Source organism: Alloprevotella sp. oral taxon 473 str. F0040 (assembly GCF_000318095.2).
GTDB lineage: Bacteria > Bacteroidota > Bacteroidia > Bacteroidales > Bacteroidaceae > Alloprevotella.
Map to the genome: position 1 here is coordinate 166,571 of NZ_KB290710.1, position 21,163 is coordinate 187,733.

Genomic DNA, 21,163 nt, shown 5'->3' on the forward strand with positions numbered 1-21,163 from the left:
ACACTATCATGAAACGTATTAAATATGCCGTTGTTGCGCTCGCCGCGCTCTTCGCCACTTCATGTTCAGACTTCCTAGACACCACGCCCCACGATGCCATTAGCCCTTCGACTACGTGGAAGAGTGCAGAAGATGTCAATAAGTTTCTCACGGGAGCTTATGCTGGATGGGCTAGCTCTAACTCCATTTTCTATCTTGATGCAGCTTCCGATATCGCCTACAACAACTTCCCTTGGGAAGGATGGCGCCCCATTGGTAACGGCACATGGACAGCCAGCAGCACAGGAGCATCTTTCTATGGCTATAGCTTGATCTCTCGTTGCAACAACGTAGTGAACAACATCGACCGTGCCAAAATTGCTGACAAGGCTGTCTACAACAATCTTCTCGGACAAGCCCTTGCCATCCGTGCTTATGCTTATGCTCGCATGAACTTCTGGTATGGTGGTGTGCCCATCTTGGATGATTTCTTCCCTAACTCTGAAGCAGCCAAGGTGCCTCGCAACACCGAAGCGGAAGTTTGGGAACACTTCGACAAAGACATCGATCGTGCCATCATGCTGCTGCCCAACACACCTGCTGAAAGTGGTAGAATCGCTAAAGGAGCCGCCCTTGCCATTAAGATGCGCTATGCACTCTATCGTGGCAACTGGCAGCAAGCAGCAGAAACTGCAAAGGCAATCATGGATTTGAAGCAGTATGAACTCGATAAGGACTATGCTGCTCCTTTCACTATGGCTGGCAACAAGTCGAAAGAGATCATTGCAGCCGAAGAGCACGATGAGGTGCAAAACGAATTGACTATCTTGGGACAACTCTACAACAATGGTGATGGTGGATGGTCGTCCATCGTGCCCACACAAAACCTCGTGGACCTGTATCTCATGAAGGATGGACTTCCCAAGGAAGAGTCTAGACTCTACGACAAGACTCACCCCTTTGCTAACCGTGACCCACGCATGGCAAAGACTATTCTCTATCCTGGTTGCGACTATTGGAACGGCGTGTACAATACCCTCGATAAGCAACTTGACGGCAAAGACAATCCTGACTTTCCTACTAAGGCTGCCAACTCTTCTAAGACTGCGCTCACTTGGGCAAAATATCTCTACCCCAAATCGCAATATGCGGACATATGGAGCACTTCTGCCTCAGTCGTAGTCTTCCGCTATGCTGAAGTTTTGTTGTCGCGTGCTGAAGCGCTCAACGAACTCAGTGGCCCTTCTGAAGAAGTCTACGCTTTGATTGATCAGCTCCGCACACGCGCAGGAATGCCTACGGTGGATCGCGCAAAATATGCTACAAAAGATGCACTTCGTGAGGTGATTCGCCGTGAACGCACCGTAGAACTTGCAGGAGAAGGTCTCCGCCGTGCCGACATTGTGCGTTGGAAGGATGCTTCTGGTAAGATGGTAGCTGAAACCGTGTTGAATGGCAACCTTACTCGCATCACTGGTACTGTGGATATGAAGGGTGCTAACCCCGAAACTCGTGCTACTATTGCTGAAGAACGCGATGTTATCGAAGATCGCTCCTTCAAGCCCGAGTATCGCTACTGGCCTATTCCACAAAGTGCAATAGACCGTAACCCCAAGCTCAAGCAAAATCCTGGATACTAATCCATCAACCTGTTTCATTTTCTTCAAGTCCCCTCTTTACGGAGGGGACTTTTGTTTTGGGGGCTTGAGAGGAATGGCTAGAGTATAAAAGGAGTCTGTCATCAAAAAAAGGAAGCCATCAGGTCTTATAGTAATCTTTCGCCACGTGCTCACGCTTGGAGTAGTTGCTCTCATTAGTGACTTCTCTTTAACGTGAGTTCGACGAATTCAGAACAATGCAAGCTGTGTATCAATAGCCCTTTGCGCATTGATGCACGGCTTCTTTGGGAATGGGCAATAGGCTGCAATTGCCCCTAATAAGTTGACGATGAAATTGTCAAAGCATCTATGTCTGGAGTGTTCCACTTGCGCAATGTTCTTCAGTTTATCATTTACTGTTTTATAATAGCTCTTTTTCTGAGCAAGAGTTTGTCTGAAGCACTCATTAAAGCTCTTTTCATGTTACTTTTCAATCTGGTGTTGTATTCTGTCAACGAAAAGCCTTTGAAAGAGGTTCTTGCTGCTGTACCCTTTGTCACCAAGAGTTTACCATGTATGAACTCTACAAAAAACGTTTTTACTCCAAAGGCATACGGTCATCAATATCTCCTGGCGTTATTATAAAGTTGAGAAGCTCTCCTTTCTCATTATAAATCAAGTGCAATTTGAAATCGAAGAACCAACCCAAAGAGCATTTCCGTCTTTGGGCTATGCCTTTGAAAACTTTGTGAACATGTATTCTTGGGTTCTTACAGACACGCAATGGGGTATAGTCAACAAAGCTTATGCCCGTGCATTTTCCCAAGAGGACTTTCTTGGTAAAAAAGGTTAAGAGTGCGAATATCTCCCTTACTAATTCTACTAAAAGGTTATAAGAAACAACATTGGGAAACAGATGAAGAAGATACTTGCTTACTTTTTCAAAAAGAAATGTTTAAAGTAGCGGTTACCGGAGTCGTGGAAAAGAATCATTATCAGCATGACTTCGGCCTTTGACATCATGGAACTGGGATGATATTTTCTTTTCTCGGTAGGTTTTAGTGTATATTTTGTTGTTATTGCATCAAAAAACTTGCAGAAATCGTCTGCTATACAAAATATTTCAGTAATTTTGTCTTAGGTGATTATAGCGTTTATAGTTTGTAACTCTATATATCAACACCTTAAAATTACAACGAATTTCGCTAATTGCCAATCTACAGGTACTTATAACTCATCAAACTCACGTTGTTAAAAATAAATATAAACAAAATTATGAGACATCTATTTCCTGTTCTTTTCTTCGTGGCAACACTAATAGCCACAAGTAGTTTTACGTATGAGACGACTTCTACAACTCGCGCAGAAAACGTTAGTTTGCAGACGCAAAAGAAGTATAAGGGGAGGAAAGCTTGTAAGCGTTCGAAAGCCCGTAAGAAAAGAACTACCTGCTCTGTTGAGGTCGGTCGGGTTGTATACATTACTCCTACAGGTTCTTGTTACCATTCACGAACATCTTGTCCTGCATTGTGGCGTGGAAACTACTCTCGCACATCTTTAAGTTCTGTACGAAGTGAAGGCTATCGTTCATGTTCAAGATGTTATTAACATAACGAGAATTCGTCGAACTCACGTTATTTTTACCTTCACTCTTCTCATCTCTTTTACGAGGTGAATGCTCCTAATAAAACTAAAATCCTAACGCTCTCGCGCGCACGCGCGTGCGCACATTACAAGAGTTTTTGTCTTTTAACTTTCACAACCTTCACATGCTTCCCCTGTAATATTTTATTTTACAGAGAGTTATGTCCGTTTTTCGGACATATTTTAACTATTCAATCCTTTGAGCCGTTTTTTCTTGCCTGAAATTGCTCAAAAAAGCTCGTCTACTCAAGTCTGAAAGAGCTTCAACATCTTGATAAATTCTAGGAGAGAACTCAAAAGTTCTCGGAGATTTTACTCAAACTCTCCGACTTCTTCCATTACTTTTCCTAGTTTTTGGGAACACTTCTCAGAGACTTTCATGTTTCAAGTTTCCATTTTTCTTCTTTTTTCGATAACTGAAAAGAGGTCTTCTCAGCCAGAAAACTATTGCTGTGAACGAACCGTGTTCCTATTACCTTGGTAATAGTCTGTAGTCTAGGTGAATACGCAAACTTTTGTGAAGGTTGTGAAAGCAAAAAGTGCAAAACTGCAGGAATGCGCGCGCACGCGTACGCGCGAGAGACATTGCAATATGAGCAGTTTTCATTCTATATAGTGCGTAGTTCTTAATGGTGTTATTCCATCATGAGTTTTCTTAGCTTTCCATTTCCATAAGAGAAAAGACAACGCTGATGTCTACACTCATCTTCGTAAGCTATTTTCTGGCTTCTTCGCACTTACTTCTGTGTTTGCAGAGCTTTTGCATCGCAAGACATGGGAAAGTCTTTGTGTCTCCACTCAGGAGCAGAATTGTAGCATTAGGACGTTGGTTTTTCAGTAGTTTGTTTTGACATGGCTGCGCAAAGCTGGATGGACTTGGAGAGGTAAAGAAAAGAGGCTACATCAAAAGGAAATGTTGATGTAGCCTCTGAGTTATAAATGCTATGCTAACAAATCGTTAGACACAGGAATGAGTTAAGCGAGCATCTAAATTAGTGCGCGCAACCTGTTTGGGGCAATTGCTTGAAGAAGTCGTTACCCTTGTTGTCCACCAAGATGAAGGCAGGGAAATCTTCTACTTCGATTTTCCAGATAGCCTCCATGCCGAGTTCGGGATATTCTACGCACTCGATGGACTTGATGTTGTTTTGGGCGAGGATAGCCGCAGGACCACCGATAGAACCGAGGTAGAAACCACCATATTTCTGACAAGCATCGGTGACTTGCTGTGAGCGGTTACCCTTAGCAAGCATAATCATACCACCACCTTGGCTTTGGAAGAGATCCACATAGGAGTCCATACGTCCGGCAGTGGTGGGACCCATAGAGCCGCAAGCCATGCCCGCAGGAGTCTTGGCAGGGCCAGCGTAGTAGATGGGGTGATTCTTGAGATATTCGGGCATGGGCTGACCAGCATCCAGGCGTTCCTTAATCTTAGCGTGCGCGATGTCGCGACCCACGATGATCGTTCCGTTGAGCGAAAGGCGAGTAGACACGGGATATTTGTCGAGCTCTGCAAGAATTTCTGGCATGGGGCGATTGAGATTAATCTTTACCGCTTCACCCTCACCAGCTTGACGATACTCTTCTGGGATGAGGCTGCCAGGATTGTCATCGAGCTTTTCAATCCAAATACCATCTTTGTTTATCTTGCACTTGATGTTGCGGTCGGCAGAGCAGCTCACACCGAGACCCACAGGGCAAGAAGCACCGTGACGAGGCAGGCGAACCACGCGGATGTCGTGGGCAAAATATTTACCACCAAACTGAGCACCAAGCCCAATCTTGCGGGTTTCTTCGAGCAAACGTTCCTCGAGTTCTACATCGCGGAAGGCACGTCCCGTCTCATCTCCCGTAGTGGGGAGAGAATCGTAGAAGTGGGTAGAAGCCAATTTCACGGTGAGCATGGTCTTTTCCGCGCTGGTTCCACCAATGACGATGGCGATGTGGTAGGGAGGGCAAGCTGCGGTGCCGAGGGTCTTCATCTTACCCACGAGGAAAGGCACGAGCGTGTCGGGGTTGAGGATAGCCTTAGTCTCTTGGTAGAGATAACTCTTGTTGGCAGAGCCGCCACCTTTGGTGACACAGAGGAAGTGATATTCGTCGCCGTGAGTGGCTTCGATGTCGATTTGCGCGGGCAGGTTGCAACGTGTGTTCACCTCATCGTACATGTTGAGAGGCGCGTTTTGTGAGTAGCGCAAGTTTTCCTCAGTGTAAGTCTTGTAGACACCCTTAGCGATAGCCTCTTCGTCGCAGAATCCTGTCCACACTTGTTGGCCCTTCTCGGCGTGAATGATGGCCGTGCCTGTGTCTTGGCAGATGGGAAGTTGGCCGCGCACGGCTACTTCTGCGTTACGGAGGAAGGTGAGAGCCACATAGCGGTCGTTGTCGGAGGCTTCGGGATCGCGAAGAATCTTCGCCACCTGCTCATTGTGTGAGCGACGGAGGAGGAAAGAAACGTCGCGGAAGGCTTGATTCACCATCTTGGTGATGCCCTCTGCTTCGACTTTAAGGATGGGATGTCCCTCAAACTCGCTCACTGAAACGTGATCTTTAGTGAGAAGGTAGTATTCCGTCTCATCGGCTCCCAACTGGAACATGGGGGCATAGCGAAAATCAGGTGTTTGTGCCATGACTTTAAATTGTTATGTCGTTATGTATGTGTATGAATTTATCTATGCTTCTACTCTCTCCTGCGAGATGAGTCGTGCGCAACTTAATGAGTGTGTGCACTTTCGTGTTACAAAGGTAAGCATTTAAGGAGAAACACGTTGATATTTCTTTTAATTTCTTTCTGTCTGGAGCTAATTTCTAAGGTCTAACGGCCGAGGTCTAACGGCTTTTTTGTATCTTTGCTGCAAACCATTTGGAAAGAGATTATGAATATTGGCGATAAAGTGCGTTTCCTCAACACCACGGGAGGCGGAAGAATTGCTGGTTTCCAAGGCAAAGACTTGGTGCTGGTGTGTGATGATGACGGATTTGAAATCCCTACTCTCCGTTCGGAAATCGTGGTGATTGAGACGGATAACTATAATTTGGTGCGCAAACCGATGGCTTCCAAGGAGCGTCCATCCACTCATGAAGCTGATGGCATGAGCCACACGAGCATCAAAGCCGCGCTTGCTGCCCATGCTGTGGCTGCGAGTGCTGCTGATGGGGGGCTTTCTACTGAGGATTCAGTGGAGGACGATTCAGAACCAGCAGATAAAGATATCACTTTCCAACCTCGTCCTTTGGAGCGTCGTGGTGCCGATCAAGTGAACTTCTACATTGGCTTCCTGCCTGTGGACAGTCGTTCGCTGAGTCAGACCGAATTTGAGGTGTATCTCATCAACGACTCCAACCTTTATGTGCGTTTCCTCCTGCTCACGCAAGAGGGGGAGCAATATTCGCTCCGTCATGAAGGACTCGTGTTGCCTAATCAGAAACTGCAGCTCGACACCATCGGACATAGCGACCTTCCACAATGGGAACGTCTTACGTTCCAACTGCTGGCGTATAAGACGGACAAGCCCTTCGCACTGAAATCTCCGATGAATATCACTCTGCGTGTGGATGGCACGAAGTTCTATAAGTTGCACAGTTTCGCTCCCTCCGATTTCTTCACCGACCCTGCCCTCGTTCGTCCGCTTGTGGCTGACGATCGGCCTGCTCAGTCGGTGAGCATCGCTGCCGAAATGGTGGAAGAAGCGTTGATTACCCCCGAGGTGGTGCGTCAAGCTCCCGAGCGTCCCAAGCGACAACCTGCCCGCCAAACTGATCGTTCGGCGGTGATGGATAAGAATGCCATTGTGGAAGTGGATCTCCATGCCACGGCTTTGCTCGATTCCACCCGTGGGCTGACGAATGTAGACATTCTCACAGTGCAAATCAAGGCTTTCCACGACACCATGCGCCAATATGCCAAAGACAAAGGCCGTCGCATTGTCTTCATCCACGGCAAGGGCGAAGGTGTGCTCCGCGCTACACTGCTCAAAGAACTCAAACAAAACTATCGCCACTGCACGCACCAAGATGCCTCCTTCCGCGAATACGGCTTCGGTGCCACCATGGTGACGGTGAGATAACAATAAAATGGAAAAAGTAAAACTCTCTCAAATCACCATCAGAGGCTATAAATCTATAGCCTCTGAGCATCCTGTGACGCTGAATTTGCAGGATGTGACTTTGTTGATTGGGGCTAATGGTGCAGGAAAAAGCAACATTTTGAGTTTTTTCAAGTTGCTAGGCTTCATGATGAATGGAGCTCTGCAACGCTATGTAGAACAGGAGGGTACGAGCAATGCGCTGCTACACTATGGAGTCAAAGAAACTCCACAACTTTCTTGTGAATTAGTCTACCGCTATGCCCAAGGAAAAGACACTTATCGCTTCACTTTGGCTCATGCTACAGAGGGGCGTCTTCTGATTGATGACGAAAAGGTGCTTAGCAATTGTGGTCATACTAGTGATGATGTCCAAGGAATATCTCCTGATTATAACTATAGGGAGAGTGGTCTTTTAAAGAGTACAGCCGAAAAAAACATTAGGATAAGAGAGATTTTGTTGCAAACAAAATTTTATCAGTTTCATGATTCCTCTTCCAATGGACCACTGCGACAAGCCTCACAAGTAGACACTGCCAACTATTTGCAAACACAGGCCACAAATCTTGCAGCCTTTTTGTTGTTTCTCAAAGAGAATTATCCTGTAGAGTTTCGCAAAATAGAGGAGCATGTGCGCTTTGTTGTCCCCAACTTCCGAGAGTTCTATCTTGTACCTAATAAGGGTTATGTCTCGCTAAAGTGGTATGACACTTCAGGCAATGACTATGTGCTAACTGCCGACCAGCTCTCCGATGGTTCTATACGCTTTATCGCGTTAGCTACTCTGCTTTTGCAACCTCAAGAGACGATAGCTCGTGTGATCATTTTGGATGAACCTGAACTAGGATTGCACCCCATGGCCATTGATGCTCTGGCGCATCTTATAGAAGATGCCTCGCTGAAGTCACAAATTCTTGTGTCCACGCAGTCCAAAGAATTGATTGATTATTTCGAACCTCAAAATATAGCCGTTGTGGAGATGGCAGAAGACTCTCATACAACGACAGTTCAGCAATTGGATAACGAAGCCTTATCCTCGTGGCTGGAAAATTATACTTTGAGTGAACTTTGGGATAAGAATGTTCTGGGAGGAAGGCCATGAAGCAAATCATCCTACATATCGTTTGTGAGGGACAGACTGAAGAAAGTTTTGTAAAGAAAGTACTGCAACCTTATCTGAGAAATTACGGAATTGTGGCAAAGCCCATTCTTGTTACTACGAGCAGAAGTAAGCGTGTACAAGGTGGGATTGTGAATTTCTCCCATATAGAAAGGGATATCCAAGACTCTTTGAAGCAGTGGAGTAGCAACAACTATGAATATCATGTGGTGACTACCTTCATTGATTATTATGCTCTCCCCAATGATTTCCCAGGATTTAAGGAAGCTCAGCAGCATCTTGATCCCTACCAGCGCGTGGAATGCTTAGAAAAAGCTTTAGGTGAGCACATACATTCATCGCGTTTTCTCCCTTATATCCAACTGCATGAGTTTGAAACCTTAGTGCTGTGTGGCTATCAATATCTTGCTGCATATTATCCTGATTGTAAAGGACTGGAGGAAAAACTGATGAATGAGTTTACCAGTCATGACAATCCCGAATATATCGATGGGGGAGCAATTACAGCTCCCAGCAAACGCATCTTAAAGCTCTTAGAAAGTATCTATAAAAAGAAGTACAATAAACCCTTTATGGGGACTCATGTTACAGCACAAGTAGGTATTGAACGCTTACGGGAGCTTTGTTTTCATTTCAATCAATGGGTGGCGCAGATTATTGCCTTGGCAGATACCGCAAAAGGGTAGAGTATAAGGGCAATATATTCCACCAAACAACATATAACATCATATTTCCACATGAAGAAATTACTACTCTCTCTACTTGCTCTTCTCTCTTTCTCAGCGGCGTATGCCGACGAGGGGATGTGGCTCCTCAAACTCATGAAGGAGCAGCACCTAGAAGACTCCCTCAAAAAGGCTGGGTTGCAAATCAGTCCTAGCGAACTCTACAACGAAACACAACCTTCCTTGCGCGATGTCATCGGACGTTTCGGAGGAGGTTGCACAGGTGAGGTGGTGTCCTCCAAAGGACTCGTGTTCACTAACAATCACTGCGGATTCTCCTACGTGCATGCCATGTCTACCATGCAGCACAACTATCTGCAAGATGGGTTCTTTGCTAAGAGTCTCTCCGAAGAACTCCCCGTGCCCGACCTCACTTTCACCTTTGTCGTGAGCATCGTAGATGTGACGGATCAGGTGGAAGCTGCAGCGAATAAGGCGAAAGTCGATGAGTATTACCGTCAGAGCAATCTCTTCCTTCGTCCACTTGCCGAGAAGATGCTCAAAAAGAATAAAACCTTTGCCAAAAAGCGCGGTGTTACCCTCCGCATTGTGCCTTATTTCGGAGGCAATCGTTACTATGCCTTTTACGAACAACGCTATGACGATGTGCGCCTTGTGGTGAATCCTCCACAACAGATCGGACAATTTGGCTTTAACCAAGACAACTGGATTTGGCCACGCCACAATGCTGACTTTGCAGTGTTCCGTATCTATGCAGATGCTAAGGGACAACCTGCGACATACTCTAAAAACAATCAACCTCTCGAGTGCAAAAAATGGTTGCCCGTGAGCTTGAAAGGCATCGACGAGAACGACTATACGATGATCATGGGATTCCCTGGCAGAACGAGTCGCTATCTCACGGCATCGCAAGTGCGCCTTCGCACTGAAAGCATCAACGAGCCCATCAATCTCGCTGGAGATGCCGAACTTCGCTTCATGAAAGCGTTGATGGATAGCGACAAAGATATGTCGCTCAAGTATGCCAACGACTATATGCGTTTGGGCAACATGGTGAAAAACTTCGGTGGCATGAATGCTAGCGTGCGTTCCACTGGACTGCTCGGCATTAAGGCCGAAGAAGAAAAGCGTTTCCGTGCCTTTGCAGTGAAGAGCGGTAAGCAAGAGTACATGACTATCATCGACCGTATGGACTCCCTCGTGGCAGCGGTGAAAGACACCCTCCACGACTACAACTTGCTTCGCTTCACTTTTGGTGCGCAAGATTTCAAGAATGACCGCAGCACCGTGGCTACAGTGGACAAAGCCTACGACTTAGGCAAAATGAAATTGCTGTCGGGCTATTGGACGAAGTATCATAAGCTCAATTTACAACCTGAGTTTGTGAGCAACGATATGGGAGCTTATTTTGATGCACTCTATCAAAATTCCCTCTTTGCCGATAGTGCAAAACTGAAAATTGCCACTGCAGAAGCCTTGGGCAACGATGTTCTCGCCACCCACTGGGCTGCCTACCGCAAAGCTCTCTCTGCATATCAACCCGCAGTGGAGCGTTATGAAAAGAAAGTGGCAGAGCTTAATCGCATTTATGTGCGTGGTCTTTGCGAAATGTACGACTGGGCGAAGAGTCCCGATGCCAATTCCACGCTCCGCATGACCTATGGTCACGTCAAGGGATACGCTCCCCGCGATGCCGTTCGCTACGATTGGAAGACGACTCTCCGAGGCATGTTTGAGAAAGAGAATCCTGCTGATCCCGACTATGTGATTGATGAGAAACTTCGTCAGCACTATCTCACCAAAAACTACGGCCCCTATGCCAATGCCGAGGGAGAATTGCCCACATGCTTCCTCAGTAACAACGACATCACAGGAGGTAATTCGGGTAGTGCCGTACTCAATGCGCGCGGAGAACTCATTGGTCTAGCCTTCGACGGCAATATCGAGAGCCTTTCGTCCGACCTCCGCTTCAATCCAGCCTTGCAACGCTGCATCAATGCCGACATTCGCTACATCCTCTTCGTCATTGACACTTATGGAGGTTCGAAATATCTCATTGATGAAATGGAGATAAGAAAATGATCCCACAAGCCTTTCAACAACAGATGTGCGCCCTTCTCGGAGATGCCGAGGCGGGCGCGCTCTGCACTGCATTATCTAGCGGAAACACTCCGACCAGCCTCCGCACCAATCCCTTCAAACCTCTCAAAGATGGGGGATGTCTGTTTGCACCAGTGGACAATGGTGAGTCGCCCTCCGACATTGCTGCTCCTCTCACCTTGCGCCCTGTGTCTTGGTGTGAATCAGGACTCTATTTGTCGGAGCGTCCCACTTTTGCGCACGACCCTTTGTGGCATGCAGGTGCCTACTATGTGCAAGAAGCAGCTTCGATGTTCATTGCACAAGCCTATAAAGTCATCGAAAGCACCTATGCTGATGAGGCTACAAAGGGAAATCCCCTAAAGATGCTCGACCTCTGTGCTGCCCCTGGTGGGAAGAGCACGCTCTGGCGCAGTTTACTTCCCGACGATGCCTTGTTGGTGGCTAACGAACCGATGCGACAGCGTGCGCAGATCTTGGCAGAAAACCTCACAAAATGGGGACATCCTCACACCTTCGTCACGCAAGCCTTCCCTGATGCTTTCACAAGTTTAGAGGAAACGTTCGATATCGTGGCTACCGATGTCCCTTGTTCGGGTGAGGGAATGTTTCGTAAAGACGAACAAGCCCGTGAAGAGTGGTCGCCTGCTGCCGTCATCTCCTGTGCAGACCGCCAGCGCGACATTCTCACAGCCGTGTGGCCAGCCTTGAAAGAGGGAGGATTCTGTGTGTATTCCACCTGCACGTTCAACCGTGAAGAGAACGAAGACCTCGTGACTTGGACTTGCACCACACTTGGCGCGGAGTTGGTGGAAATCCCCACCGATGCCGCTTGGCATATCTCGGGTGACACCACTGGGCGCAACCTCCCTGTTTATCATTTCTTCCCTCATCGCACCGAGGGAGAAGGACTCTTTCTCGCATTGCTTCGCAAAAAAACGGAGACCAATTCGACAGATGGCAGAGTGAAGGCCAAGATTGCAGCAAAACTCTCCGAGAGTTCTCAGCAAAACTCGGAGATATTTCAGAAAAAGTCCGAGAGTTTTGCGAAAAAGTCCGACTTTTTTTTAGAAAACTCAGAGTATTCCTCGAAGAAGTCAGAAAAGTCGAAAGGTAATCGACCAGCAAAGGGGAAGCACCGCGGAGGACAGCCCACGGCAAAGCCCGATGCAGTCCTGCTTTCTTGGTTAGCCGAAGCCCATCTTTCTAGTTTTGTGCGTTCTGAAGCTGGAGTGTGGACAGCTGTTCCCACAGCCTTTGTAGGCATTCGAGAGAGGTTGGCACAAGTGGCACCTTTACTCATCGGAGGCATCGAAATAGCTGAAGAAAAAGGCAAGAAACTCGTGCCGCAACATGCACTCGCCATGTCTATTTCAGCCTCAGATTCCGCCTTTCCACGTGTGGAGATTTCGCGTGAGTTAGCATTATCCTATCTCCACCGCGAAGCCATCACCCTCCCAGCCGAAGCACCGCGCGGTTATATACTCCTCACCTATCGCGGACTCCCCTTGGGGTTTGCCAACAATCTCGGCAATCGTGCCAATAATCTCTATCCTAATGAGTGGAGATTGAGAAATCTCTGAGGACTCTTCAGAGCATTGCCTTTTTTGCTCTGCAATCTGATAAGAAACATCCTAATGAGGTGCAGCAATCTAACAGTGTTTCACCTTAACGTCTCCGTCAATCGACCCATGATAACTCGTTGATGACGTAGACTAGCACAAAGGGTCTGCGACCCTCCCACATCTACAATATGCACTATCTCGAATTTATATTTACCCTCTCCCCTAGTTCTGAAGCCGCTTACGATGTTTTGAGCGCAGTATTGGCCGAAATCGGATTTGAAAGTTTCGTTCACACTGACGAATTGGACTTACCCCGTGTGGCTATCAACAACAATTTTCCCGAATCTGCGGTGTTTGCTGATAAAGCAGCCGAAGATACTTTCAAAGCCTACATACAGACGGAGTTCTTCGATGCCGATGCACTCGCAGCGGTCTTGGCAGATTTCCCCATTCCAGACGTGAAGATCACCTACCAACAGGCGGAAGCGGAACACAAGAATTGGAACGAGGAGTGGGAGAAAAACTATTTTCAACCGCTCATCATTGGTGAAGATGCCGAGCATCCTCGCTGTGTCATTGCCGCCACCTTCCACAAAGATGTACCACAAGGGGAGTATAACATTCGCATCAATCCACAAATGTCATTTGGCACAGGGCATCACCAAACCACAGCTCAGATGATAGACCGCATCCTTACGGACGATTTCAACGGAAAGTTTGTCCTCGACATGGGATGTGGCACGGGTATCTTGGCTATCTTGGCGAAGATGCGCGGTGCCTCACAGTGTGTGGCGGTGGACTACGATGAATGGTGCGTGAACAACACACGCGACAACATTGCCCTCAATGAGATTTCTGACATCATGGTGGTGCATGGGGATGCCTCTGCCTTGAAACCGCTAGAAAACACCTTTGATGTCATCATAGCCAACATCAATCGCAACATTCTGCTCCAAGACCTCGACAAGTATGTGGCATCACTCCGCGTGGGAGGTACGATTTATATGAGTGGTTTTTACACGGAAGATGTGTTGAGTCTCGTGGAGAAAGGCACAATGCTTGGGCTGTCGCTGGTGGATGTGAAACAACGTGACAACTGGGCTTGCTTGAAAATGAGTCGCTAACCGATAGTCTGCCTCTAACTTTTGTTTTAAGATGATAGCTCGCCTTTTTCTCATTCTTCTCCTCGGACTCACGCTCGGAAGCTTTGCACAGAAACCGCTGAAACAGCCGCTCTCTTTCGTGTCGGCTCAAAGCATTTTGGTGATAGATCCCACAGAAGACAATGTTGTGCAGAGAGCGATGCGAGTTTCTCCCTATCTCACCCCTCAAACACCCGAGTTGGTGACAGATTCGGTGAAGCACTATCGCAAACTCTTGCGCCAGTCTCCAGCTGTGTCAGCCTGCGATGTGCACACGCTCGAACAGCTCTTCTTGCTCTCTGGCGATGCTCGCTTCATTCATGCCCTGGATAGTTTGCGCGCATCATATAGTGCACAACAAAAAGCAGACAGTACGAGCCGAATGGCTGCGCAGCGTCTGCTCAACACTTTGGGATGGGTGGCTGCCACTGAAGGACAGAAGCTCTATATTAACCTCAGAGAGAGTTGTCTGATTCCCATCAACACTCCTCAACTGAAGGTGACGATAGACCAAATCGTTCAAGAGGGGCGCATGAAATTTCGCATCTCTGGATTGCCTACTCCTCAAACCGGAGGAAGCCGCACGCGATTTTCTCTCTATCTTTGTTTGCCAGGAGGGGTGAATCCTCAACGTATATTTCTCAATGGTCACCGACTCCTCTCTCCCAAATGGGAACGCGGGTTTTTGGTGCTTGACCGTGATTGGCGCAACATGGAAGAGGTGTATTATGAACTTCCTATGAGTGGAAACTGATGACGTAAGTAGAGAACACCGAATAAAGGAAAAGCGGAGGACAGCTGCATGAAGTAGCTGTCCTCCGTCGTTTTGTCATTGTTCGATTCTAATAGTACTTTTGGGGATTACTTGTTGTTTGCCATCGGCAAAGGTGATCACCAACTTTGTCAATACCATGTTGGTAGCATCGGCAGGGGCTTTGTAGGTAGAGGTGTCCCAGTCCCAGGTGTGGCTTGAACCACTTTTCAGCATGCCGCTTCCTTTGAACACACCAGAAGTGCGGGCTTCTCCTGCATCAGTGGAAAGTGTCCAGTGTATCTCTATGTCGCGGATGGGATTGTCATTGAGATTGGTGTAGGAAAAGTGGAATGACACACTAGCATCGTTGTGCCAACTCCAGTGGCGCACAAAGCCATAGGGAGCAAACTGCTTAAGACGATTGAGTGCACTCAGATATTCGGCTGCATTTTGTATCACTTGCGCTTCGCTAGAAAAGGGATGCGCGCGGAGACTATCGTTGAAAATTTCCCAGTGATAGCGATAATCTGGATCTTCTTGGAGAGTCTTAGGCAGAAGTACCTTATGAACCTTCTCATATTGGAAGTCTAGGGGCAGTTGCTCTGTGGTACTATAGAATAATGTATCACCACTAATTCCATACGTGCGAAGCATGCTGGTTTTGCTCTCACTGTCGCAACCCGAATCCATGCAAATGAGTCGATGTCCTTTGGTGGGCACAAGATTCCAAGGGTGGTTCTCAATATATTGTTTACGTTTTTGTACAGCATAGGCCTGTTGAGCATCCTCCCAACGCTTTTTTTCCAAGGAGTCATAGACCGTGCTAAGAGAGTCTGCAACAAACTTTTGGCGAGCTTCTAAGGTGGCTTTGGCTCGCTCTTTGTAATAGATGTTTCTTTGATCTATGAGTTCTACCAGCTGAATGTTGCGTGCGGCAATAGCGTTGTCTAGTGCTATTCCTGTGAGGTGTGGGATTGCTCGGTCTCTGCGCATGATACGTTCTTGCGCACCTTTTAGTTCAACTTCGTAGTTCCCTATTTCTGTGAGCACATAAATGGCACCTATTCGCTTGTTGTAGGCGTAAATCTCTACGATACTATCTACAGACTCTACAGTCTTTTGTGTAGATTTGCGATAGACCCCTTGTGCATCAGGACTATAATGTACTATCACTCGTCGAGCGACTGAGTTTTTTGCATCATATACTTCTCCACTTCCCATGCGCTGTGCTGGTGAGGGAAGACTCCCCATGAGGGTTGCACATAGAGTGATAAAAAGAAGAAATAGCCATTTGTGGCAAGAGGGGTATAGAAAACTGCTGTTTGCCCCATGATTTAGTTTGTTCTCTTTGACAGGGTATGCATCTTCAGCTAAGATAGATTGTTCCTTCATTGCTCGTTAAGTTTATAATAGCAGAGATGTATATGAAAAAGATGAGGAGCAGTATGCATAAACTATGCTTCTTTTGTTCACTCTCAGTTCTCAATACATCCCATTTCTTTAGATTGGGATAAAGCTAATCGATAGACTTTATCTTTCTATCCTTTTTCCATTTTTCGATATTTACTAGGAGTTACACCATAAACCTTTTTGAAGGCATGATAGAAACTTGACACATGCTCAAAGCCTGTTTTTAGTGCAATGTCTTCTATGCTGAGCTCTACTTTGGTTTTGAGTAGAATACTTGCACGTTGCATTTTGATGCGTAACACGAATGTGGCAGGAGATTCCCCAGTGATAGCCACTATTTTACGGTAGAATTGTCGCTGACTCATGCAGAGTCTTTCTGCCAAAGTAGCCACTTCCAGTTGGCGTTTATCAAGTAGTGCATAGATGTGATCCACTGTTTTGCTAAGAAATAGACGTTCTGCTTCTGAGGGCTGTGATTCTTCGGAATGCTCATTGGCTTGAGAATCACAATATTTACAGCGCAAGGACCGGTGTCTATCCAAAAGCTTTTCTACTCTAGTACGCAGCTCCTCGTTGTTGAAGGGTTTTGTGACATAAGCATCGGCTCCTGCAGCAATGCCCTTGATGCGTTCTTCTTCAGTCACTTTGGCTGTCACCACAATAATGGGGATATGATTGATAATTTCATTGGCTCGCACACAGCGACAAAGCTCTAATCCATCCATTTTGGGCATCATCAGGTCTGTGATAATAAGATCGGGCACTAAATCTATAGCTTTTTCTAGACCTTCTTCTCCATGAGAGGCGTAAGAAACAGCAAAATGTTCTGTAAATAGTGAGCCTATATAAGCGGCTACATCACGATTGTCTTCGATGATGAGTAGGCGTGTTTGGGTATCTTCTTCTTCACTGTCGAAGAGAGAGAAGTTTTGTATGGGAATGAGAGGCTCATTAGAGGATATCGTTTCATCTGTCTTCTCAACGAGAGTCTTGGCACATTGTAAAGACCTAATGGGAATTATGAGATGGAAAGTAGTACCTTGGTTTATCGTACTCTCTACCGATATAGTACCACCTACGGCATCAATAATTTGTTTAACCAAGGTTAAACCTACACCTGTACCTATGGGGGCACTGCAGTCTTGCCCTTGAAAGAATGGCTCAAAAACGTGCTGGATGTCTTCTGGGGCAATTCCCTGGCCTGTATCAAAAACGTCAATAAATAAATGCTTGTTTTGTTGATGAAGTTTTACTTTAATTTGTCCAAATTCTGGAGTGAATTTGAAAGCATTGGCCAAGAGATTATTGAGAACCTTGTTAGCATAATCTGGTACGAAGTTCATTTCTACTGGTCCCTGCGACATAAATTGTAAATCTATGTTGCGTTGTTTGGCATATTCTCGGTAGGTCTCAACTATCATTAAGATATGTGCCTCTATATTGCCTCTTTTCCAGTTAGGATTGCCTATGGAAGACTTAACCTTTGTGATATCGAGTAACTGATTAATGAGTGTAAGTAATCCATTTCCGTGACGTGAGATGATTTGTGCCTTGTTTTGTACTTCACTTGCTGGATATTGTTGCAAATCTTGCGTTAAACCTAAAATAACAGTGAGGGGAGTGCGGAATTCGTGCGTGATACTCGTGAAGAAATGCTCACGTACGGTCAATATATGCTTAAGTTCTAGGAGGCTCTTACGACGGAGACGTTGGATGTAGAGTACTATTCCAAGTAATCCTGTGACAAGAAATAATGCTATCATGGATAATCGTTTCCACCATTGTTCACGTTGGAATTCATGTTTGCGTATGTCCTCTATTCTTTGGTGTTGGCGATCAGAAATTACACGTTGTAGGGTCTCAATCTCAAAAAGATTACGAGCATTGACCATACTGTCTTCTCGCATATCAGCTTGTTTATAGAGCATGAGTGCAAGTTTATGGTTGCCTTCATGTTCGTTGAGCTTCGCCCTCACCCGATCAATCTTCGATAAGTATTCTTTAGCAGCAATGCGGTGGGCTGTGGCTTGTGCACTATCCAATTGTATGCGCGCGCTATCTGTCATACCTGCTTCTACATAAGCGTCAGCCAAAGAAAGAGCTGGTTGCATCCAGAGCCATAAATCGCGATCTGTGTGTACTAAATTCATGGATTCTCTAAATTCTTCAATGGCTTTGCGATAATTTCCTTGCAAAGCATAGATGCGCCCAAAGTTCATGTGTCCATAAGCCTTGCCTGTATAGCTGTTGGCCAGCTCACTATGATACATTGACCCTTTGTAAAATATCCATGCCGAATCAATTAGACCACGATTTTCATAAACACTTCCTAAATTGGCTAGATCTACGTTCATCCCTAGATGGCTATTCAGACGTTTCTCCACAGCAAGTGCTTTGCGTAACATCTCATCGGCTTTCTGGTAGCTGCCAATTGATAAATACACGTTTCCAGCACCATTATAAGCTATGGCTTTACATTTCAGCATCTTCTCATTCATATCTTCTTCAGCATACGACTGACAGGTCTCAAGTGCACGAAGATGGTAGTCTAGAGCATCGTAGTATAGGCCTAGTCTTCTGTAGTTCACACCAATATCATTGAGTGCACTGGTTTTCATTAGCGTGTCATCGAGCATTTCGGCCAAATGTAGTTGCAGTTCATGAGTCTTTACGGCATCTGCATATTGACTTGCTGTTTGATAACCATGACCTAAAGCAGCTAGTGCAGCCATCTCTCGTTCTAAATCTCCCGAAGTTCGATGTGTATTTACAGATTGAATGAGAGAGTCTATATTTTTTGTATGGTTGGTTGTCGTGTCGAGCTGTAGTCTTTGCTCATCAGTATAGGCTGGAGTTGAATTAGGCTTCACATTACAGCCTATAATAAGGAGTAAAGAGCTTATTATTATGATGCACCCTAAAGAATATGTACCTAACCACAGTGATTTTTTCGCAGCATTTATACTTGAAAATATAGCAATGTGGCCACTACAACAAGTAGTTTTTTTATTTTCTATGTGATATGACATAGTAGACGTGTGCTAGGTCTGGGAAAAACAAATGATGATAAGATTACCCAAAAATACGATGTTTCATCGAAACAACAATTTTTTTTTGTTTTTTTGTTACAGATAAAACTGATATTACGCATGTATTCCTAAATGATTTTTTCATATAAACTCTCCTTTTTATTATATATGAAATATCTAAAGAGTCTCGAAAAAATCAAAGACTTTTTTGGGAGAATAATTGAGAATCGTGGTTTTTCTCTTCTCTTTTTAGTACGTCTTTCTTTTGAAAAGCTATTTTCTTTGTATACAAACATTGTTCTTGAAGAAGTGTAAAGTTGTTTTTGTTTTTGTGTTGATTAATAGTGCTTTGTGATTGTTGTTATGTCCATTTATCACATTTTTTCTTCTGTGAAAGGTCTGGGAATCGTAGTTTTTTGTCCAGAAATCACAACGAATATTGCGTCCAATCCATGTAGTTTTGCATCGTAATATTAAAATGCCAGCATAGAGTCGCATTTGTAAACTCTAAGCTCAATATTTTGTAAACCTCAAAAATATATAAAGCCAAACAACCTTAACGCCCGAGCCTCCTTTAGGCGTTGCCCAATAGAGTTTCAACAGGGAGGCAATATAATACAATGAACGGAAAACGAACAATACCGCTTCTTCCGCCCAATAAAGGCAGGAAAGCAAAAGTCGGTCTTACCATCCTGTTCGCCACCGCCGCCATGGCTTCCATGCAAGCACAAAATGTAGACTTAGGTTGGCTACAGGAACCCCAAGATCTCAATAGCGAGCTCCGCACTCACACTTGGAGTGTCTATGCTCAAGGAGGAGTTTCATGGGCGTCTGGAGTGTGGTATCGAAATCTCGATGCAAAACGGAGCTATCAAATCTCACCCGCTGTAGGTGTTGGCGTAGACTTCACCATTAAACCTTGGGTAAGAGTTGGGGCTGACTATCTATTATCCCGCTATCGTAGAGAGCAGCGTCCATCGCAGATTAATCCTCACGAAATGCCTGTCAAGGTCTATGGCAATTATCTGATGAATGTGCATAGTGCCAAGCTTAGTGCTGGATTCAATGCTATGGAGTTCTGGCCCAACCGCAAGGCTCAATGGCTGAACATCTGGGCTGGTACTGGAGTAGGATACTCCATCGGTCGAGGCAATGAATATGCTTTCACCTTCAACAATACCTTTACGAAAGGTGGTGAGACGAAACCCTTAACTGGTTTAGCTCAAATTGATAATAGCTCATCAGTAGTCATCACTGGCAATGTGCGAACAACCAATCGTCATGAAAACTTTAAGAGTTTGTACATACCAGCTGTTCTTCAGGTTGAAGCCGATGTGAGCCGTCGTTTCACACTTGGCTTAAAAGGAGAAGTAGACTTTATGCTCCAGCGCAACAATATTGCACCTAAACATTTGTACTATGGCTTAGCCACTGTGCGTTACAACTTTGTGACGAGTGGCGCTCAAGTATGTCGTACCTACTATCGTGGAGAAATTGTCAAACTACTCGAACGTATCAACATACTTCAAGAAGACCTAGCTGTAGCACAAGCTGAAGCTGCACGTGAGGCTGCTCTTCGTCAGCAAGTAGAACAAGAGAAAGCTGCTCTTGAAATCCGACTCGCAGACTGCGAGAAAGGACAGATGGTTTCTCATTTCGTTCAGTTTGAGAACAACAGCAGTGAACTTTCAGTTGTTGAGCTAGCTAAGTTGCGACAGTTTGCCCAAATGGCTCGAGGCAAGAAGCTTTCACTTTTAGGTGAAGCTAGCACTCTAGGCACTTCTGGTCGTAACCAAACACTCTCCGAACATCGATTAGCTCGTGTGGTAATGGTGCTTATTCAAGAAGGTTTTTCTCTCGAAGACCTCCAACCACAAAATGCTATTGGTGACAAGAATGGTAAGCCTGATGCAACAGGTCGCAGAGTTACGATCCAATCACACCGATAATTTCCAGCTCTTTCTAGAGTTTGAACCTCTAACTGGGAAATCCCAACCAACCCTTATCTGAATCACACATCCGCAGCATACAGCACTTCATTGCATAAT

At 45.7% G+C, this 21,163-nt stretch carries 12 protein-coding genes and 1 pseudogene; 9 read left to right on the top strand and 4 right to left on the bottom strand.

The genetic code is table 11. The annotated features are described in order from the left end of the window. Positions 1-8: 8 nt before the first annotated feature. The gene (locus tag HMPREF9999_RS02245) at positions 9-1,619 is read left to right on the top strand and encodes a RagB/SusD family nutrient uptake outer membrane protein (protein WP_009436670.1); all 1,611 of its coding nucleotides are present in this window, start codon (positions 9-11) and stop codon (positions 1,617-1,619) included. 207 nt (positions 1,620-1,826) lie between these two features. On the opposite strand, the pseudogene HMPREF9999_RS10185 reads toward HMPREF9999_RS02245, so the two are convergent. Both HMPREF9999_RS10185 and HMPREF9999_RS02260 read right to left on the bottom strand, forming a co-directional pair. Next, positions 1,827-2,708, bottom strand: a pseudogene (locus tag HMPREF9999_RS10185) (IS982 family transposase). A 1,505-nt stretch (positions 2,709-4,213) separates the two neighbouring features. Further along, on the bottom strand, positions 4,214-5,854 hold the full coding sequence (locus tag HMPREF9999_RS02260) for a fumarate hydratase (RefSeq protein ID WP_009436677.1): 1,641 nt from the start codon (positions 5,852-5,854) through the stop codon (positions 4,214-4,216). 246 nt (positions 5,855-6,100) lie between these two features. Here HMPREF9999_RS02260 and HMPREF9999_RS02265 point away from each other — a divergent pair, with 246 nt between their 5' ends. From HMPREF9999_RS02265 to HMPREF9999_RS02295, 7 genes are all read left to right on the top strand, one after another. Continuing rightward, complete coding sequence (locus HMPREF9999_RS02265; protein WP_009436678.1) at positions 6,101-7,291, top strand: DUF2027 domain-containing protein; 1,191 nt, start codon at positions 6,101-6,103, stop codon at positions 7,289-7,291. A 7-nt stretch (positions 7,292-7,298) separates the two neighbouring features. Beyond that, a complete protein-coding gene (locus HMPREF9999_RS02270; protein ID WP_009436679.1) occupies positions 7,299-8,411 on the top strand; it encodes an AAA family ATPase in 1,113 nt (370 codons plus the stop codon). Beyond that, positions 8,408-9,115, top strand: a complete 708-nt coding sequence (locus HMPREF9999_RS02275; RefSeq protein ID WP_009436680.1) for a DUF4276 family protein — start codon at positions 8,408-8,410, stop codon at positions 9,113-9,115. The genes HMPREF9999_RS02270 and HMPREF9999_RS02275 overlap by 4 nt, the downstream gene beginning before the upstream one ends. Positions 9,116-9,166: 51 nt before the next feature. Further along, entirely contained in the window at positions 9,167-11,197 is a 2,031-nt protein-coding gene (locus HMPREF9999_RS02280) for a S46 family peptidase (protein ID WP_009436681.1), read from the top strand. Further along, complete coding sequence (locus HMPREF9999_RS02285) at positions 11,194-12,798, top strand: methyltransferase RsmF C-terminal domain-like protein (protein ID WP_009436682.1); 1,605 nt, start codon at positions 11,194-11,196, stop codon at positions 12,796-12,798. Before HMPREF9999_RS02280 ends, HMPREF9999_RS02285 begins: the two co-directional genes overlap by 4 nt. Positions 12,799-12,968: 170 nt before the next feature. Further along, a complete protein-coding gene (prmA, locus tag HMPREF9999_RS02290; protein WP_009436683.1) occupies positions 12,969-13,904 on the top strand; it encodes a 50S ribosomal protein L11 methyltransferase in 936 nt (311 codons plus the stop codon). Between the two features lie 31 nt (positions 13,905-13,935). Continuing rightward, a complete protein-coding gene (locus HMPREF9999_RS02295; protein ID WP_009436684.1) occupies positions 13,936-14,676 on the top strand; it encodes a beta-L-arabinofuranosidase domain-containing protein in 741 nt (246 codons plus the stop codon). A gap of 75 nt (positions 14,677-14,751) precedes the next feature. On the opposite strand, the gene HMPREF9999_RS02300 is transcribed toward HMPREF9999_RS02295, so the two are convergent. Beyond that, positions 14,752-16,068, bottom strand: a complete 1,317-nt coding sequence (locus HMPREF9999_RS02300; RefSeq protein WP_009436685.1) for a hypothetical protein — start codon at positions 16,066-16,068, stop codon at positions 14,752-14,754. 146 nt (positions 16,069-16,214) lie between these two features. Further along, on the bottom strand, positions 16,215-18,956 hold the full coding sequence (locus tag HMPREF9999_RS02305) for an ATP-binding protein (RefSeq protein ID WP_198144608.1): 2,742 nt from the start codon (positions 18,954-18,956) through the stop codon (positions 16,215-16,217). A 779-nt stretch (positions 18,957-19,735) separates the two neighbouring features. On the opposite strand from HMPREF9999_RS02305, the gene HMPREF9999_RS02310 reads away from it, so the two are divergent. Then, complete coding sequence (locus HMPREF9999_RS02310; protein WP_009436688.1) at positions 19,736-21,064, top strand: hypothetical protein; 1,329 nt, start codon at positions 19,736-19,738, stop codon at positions 21,062-21,064. The last annotated feature ends 99 nt before the right edge of the window (positions 21,065-21,163 follow it).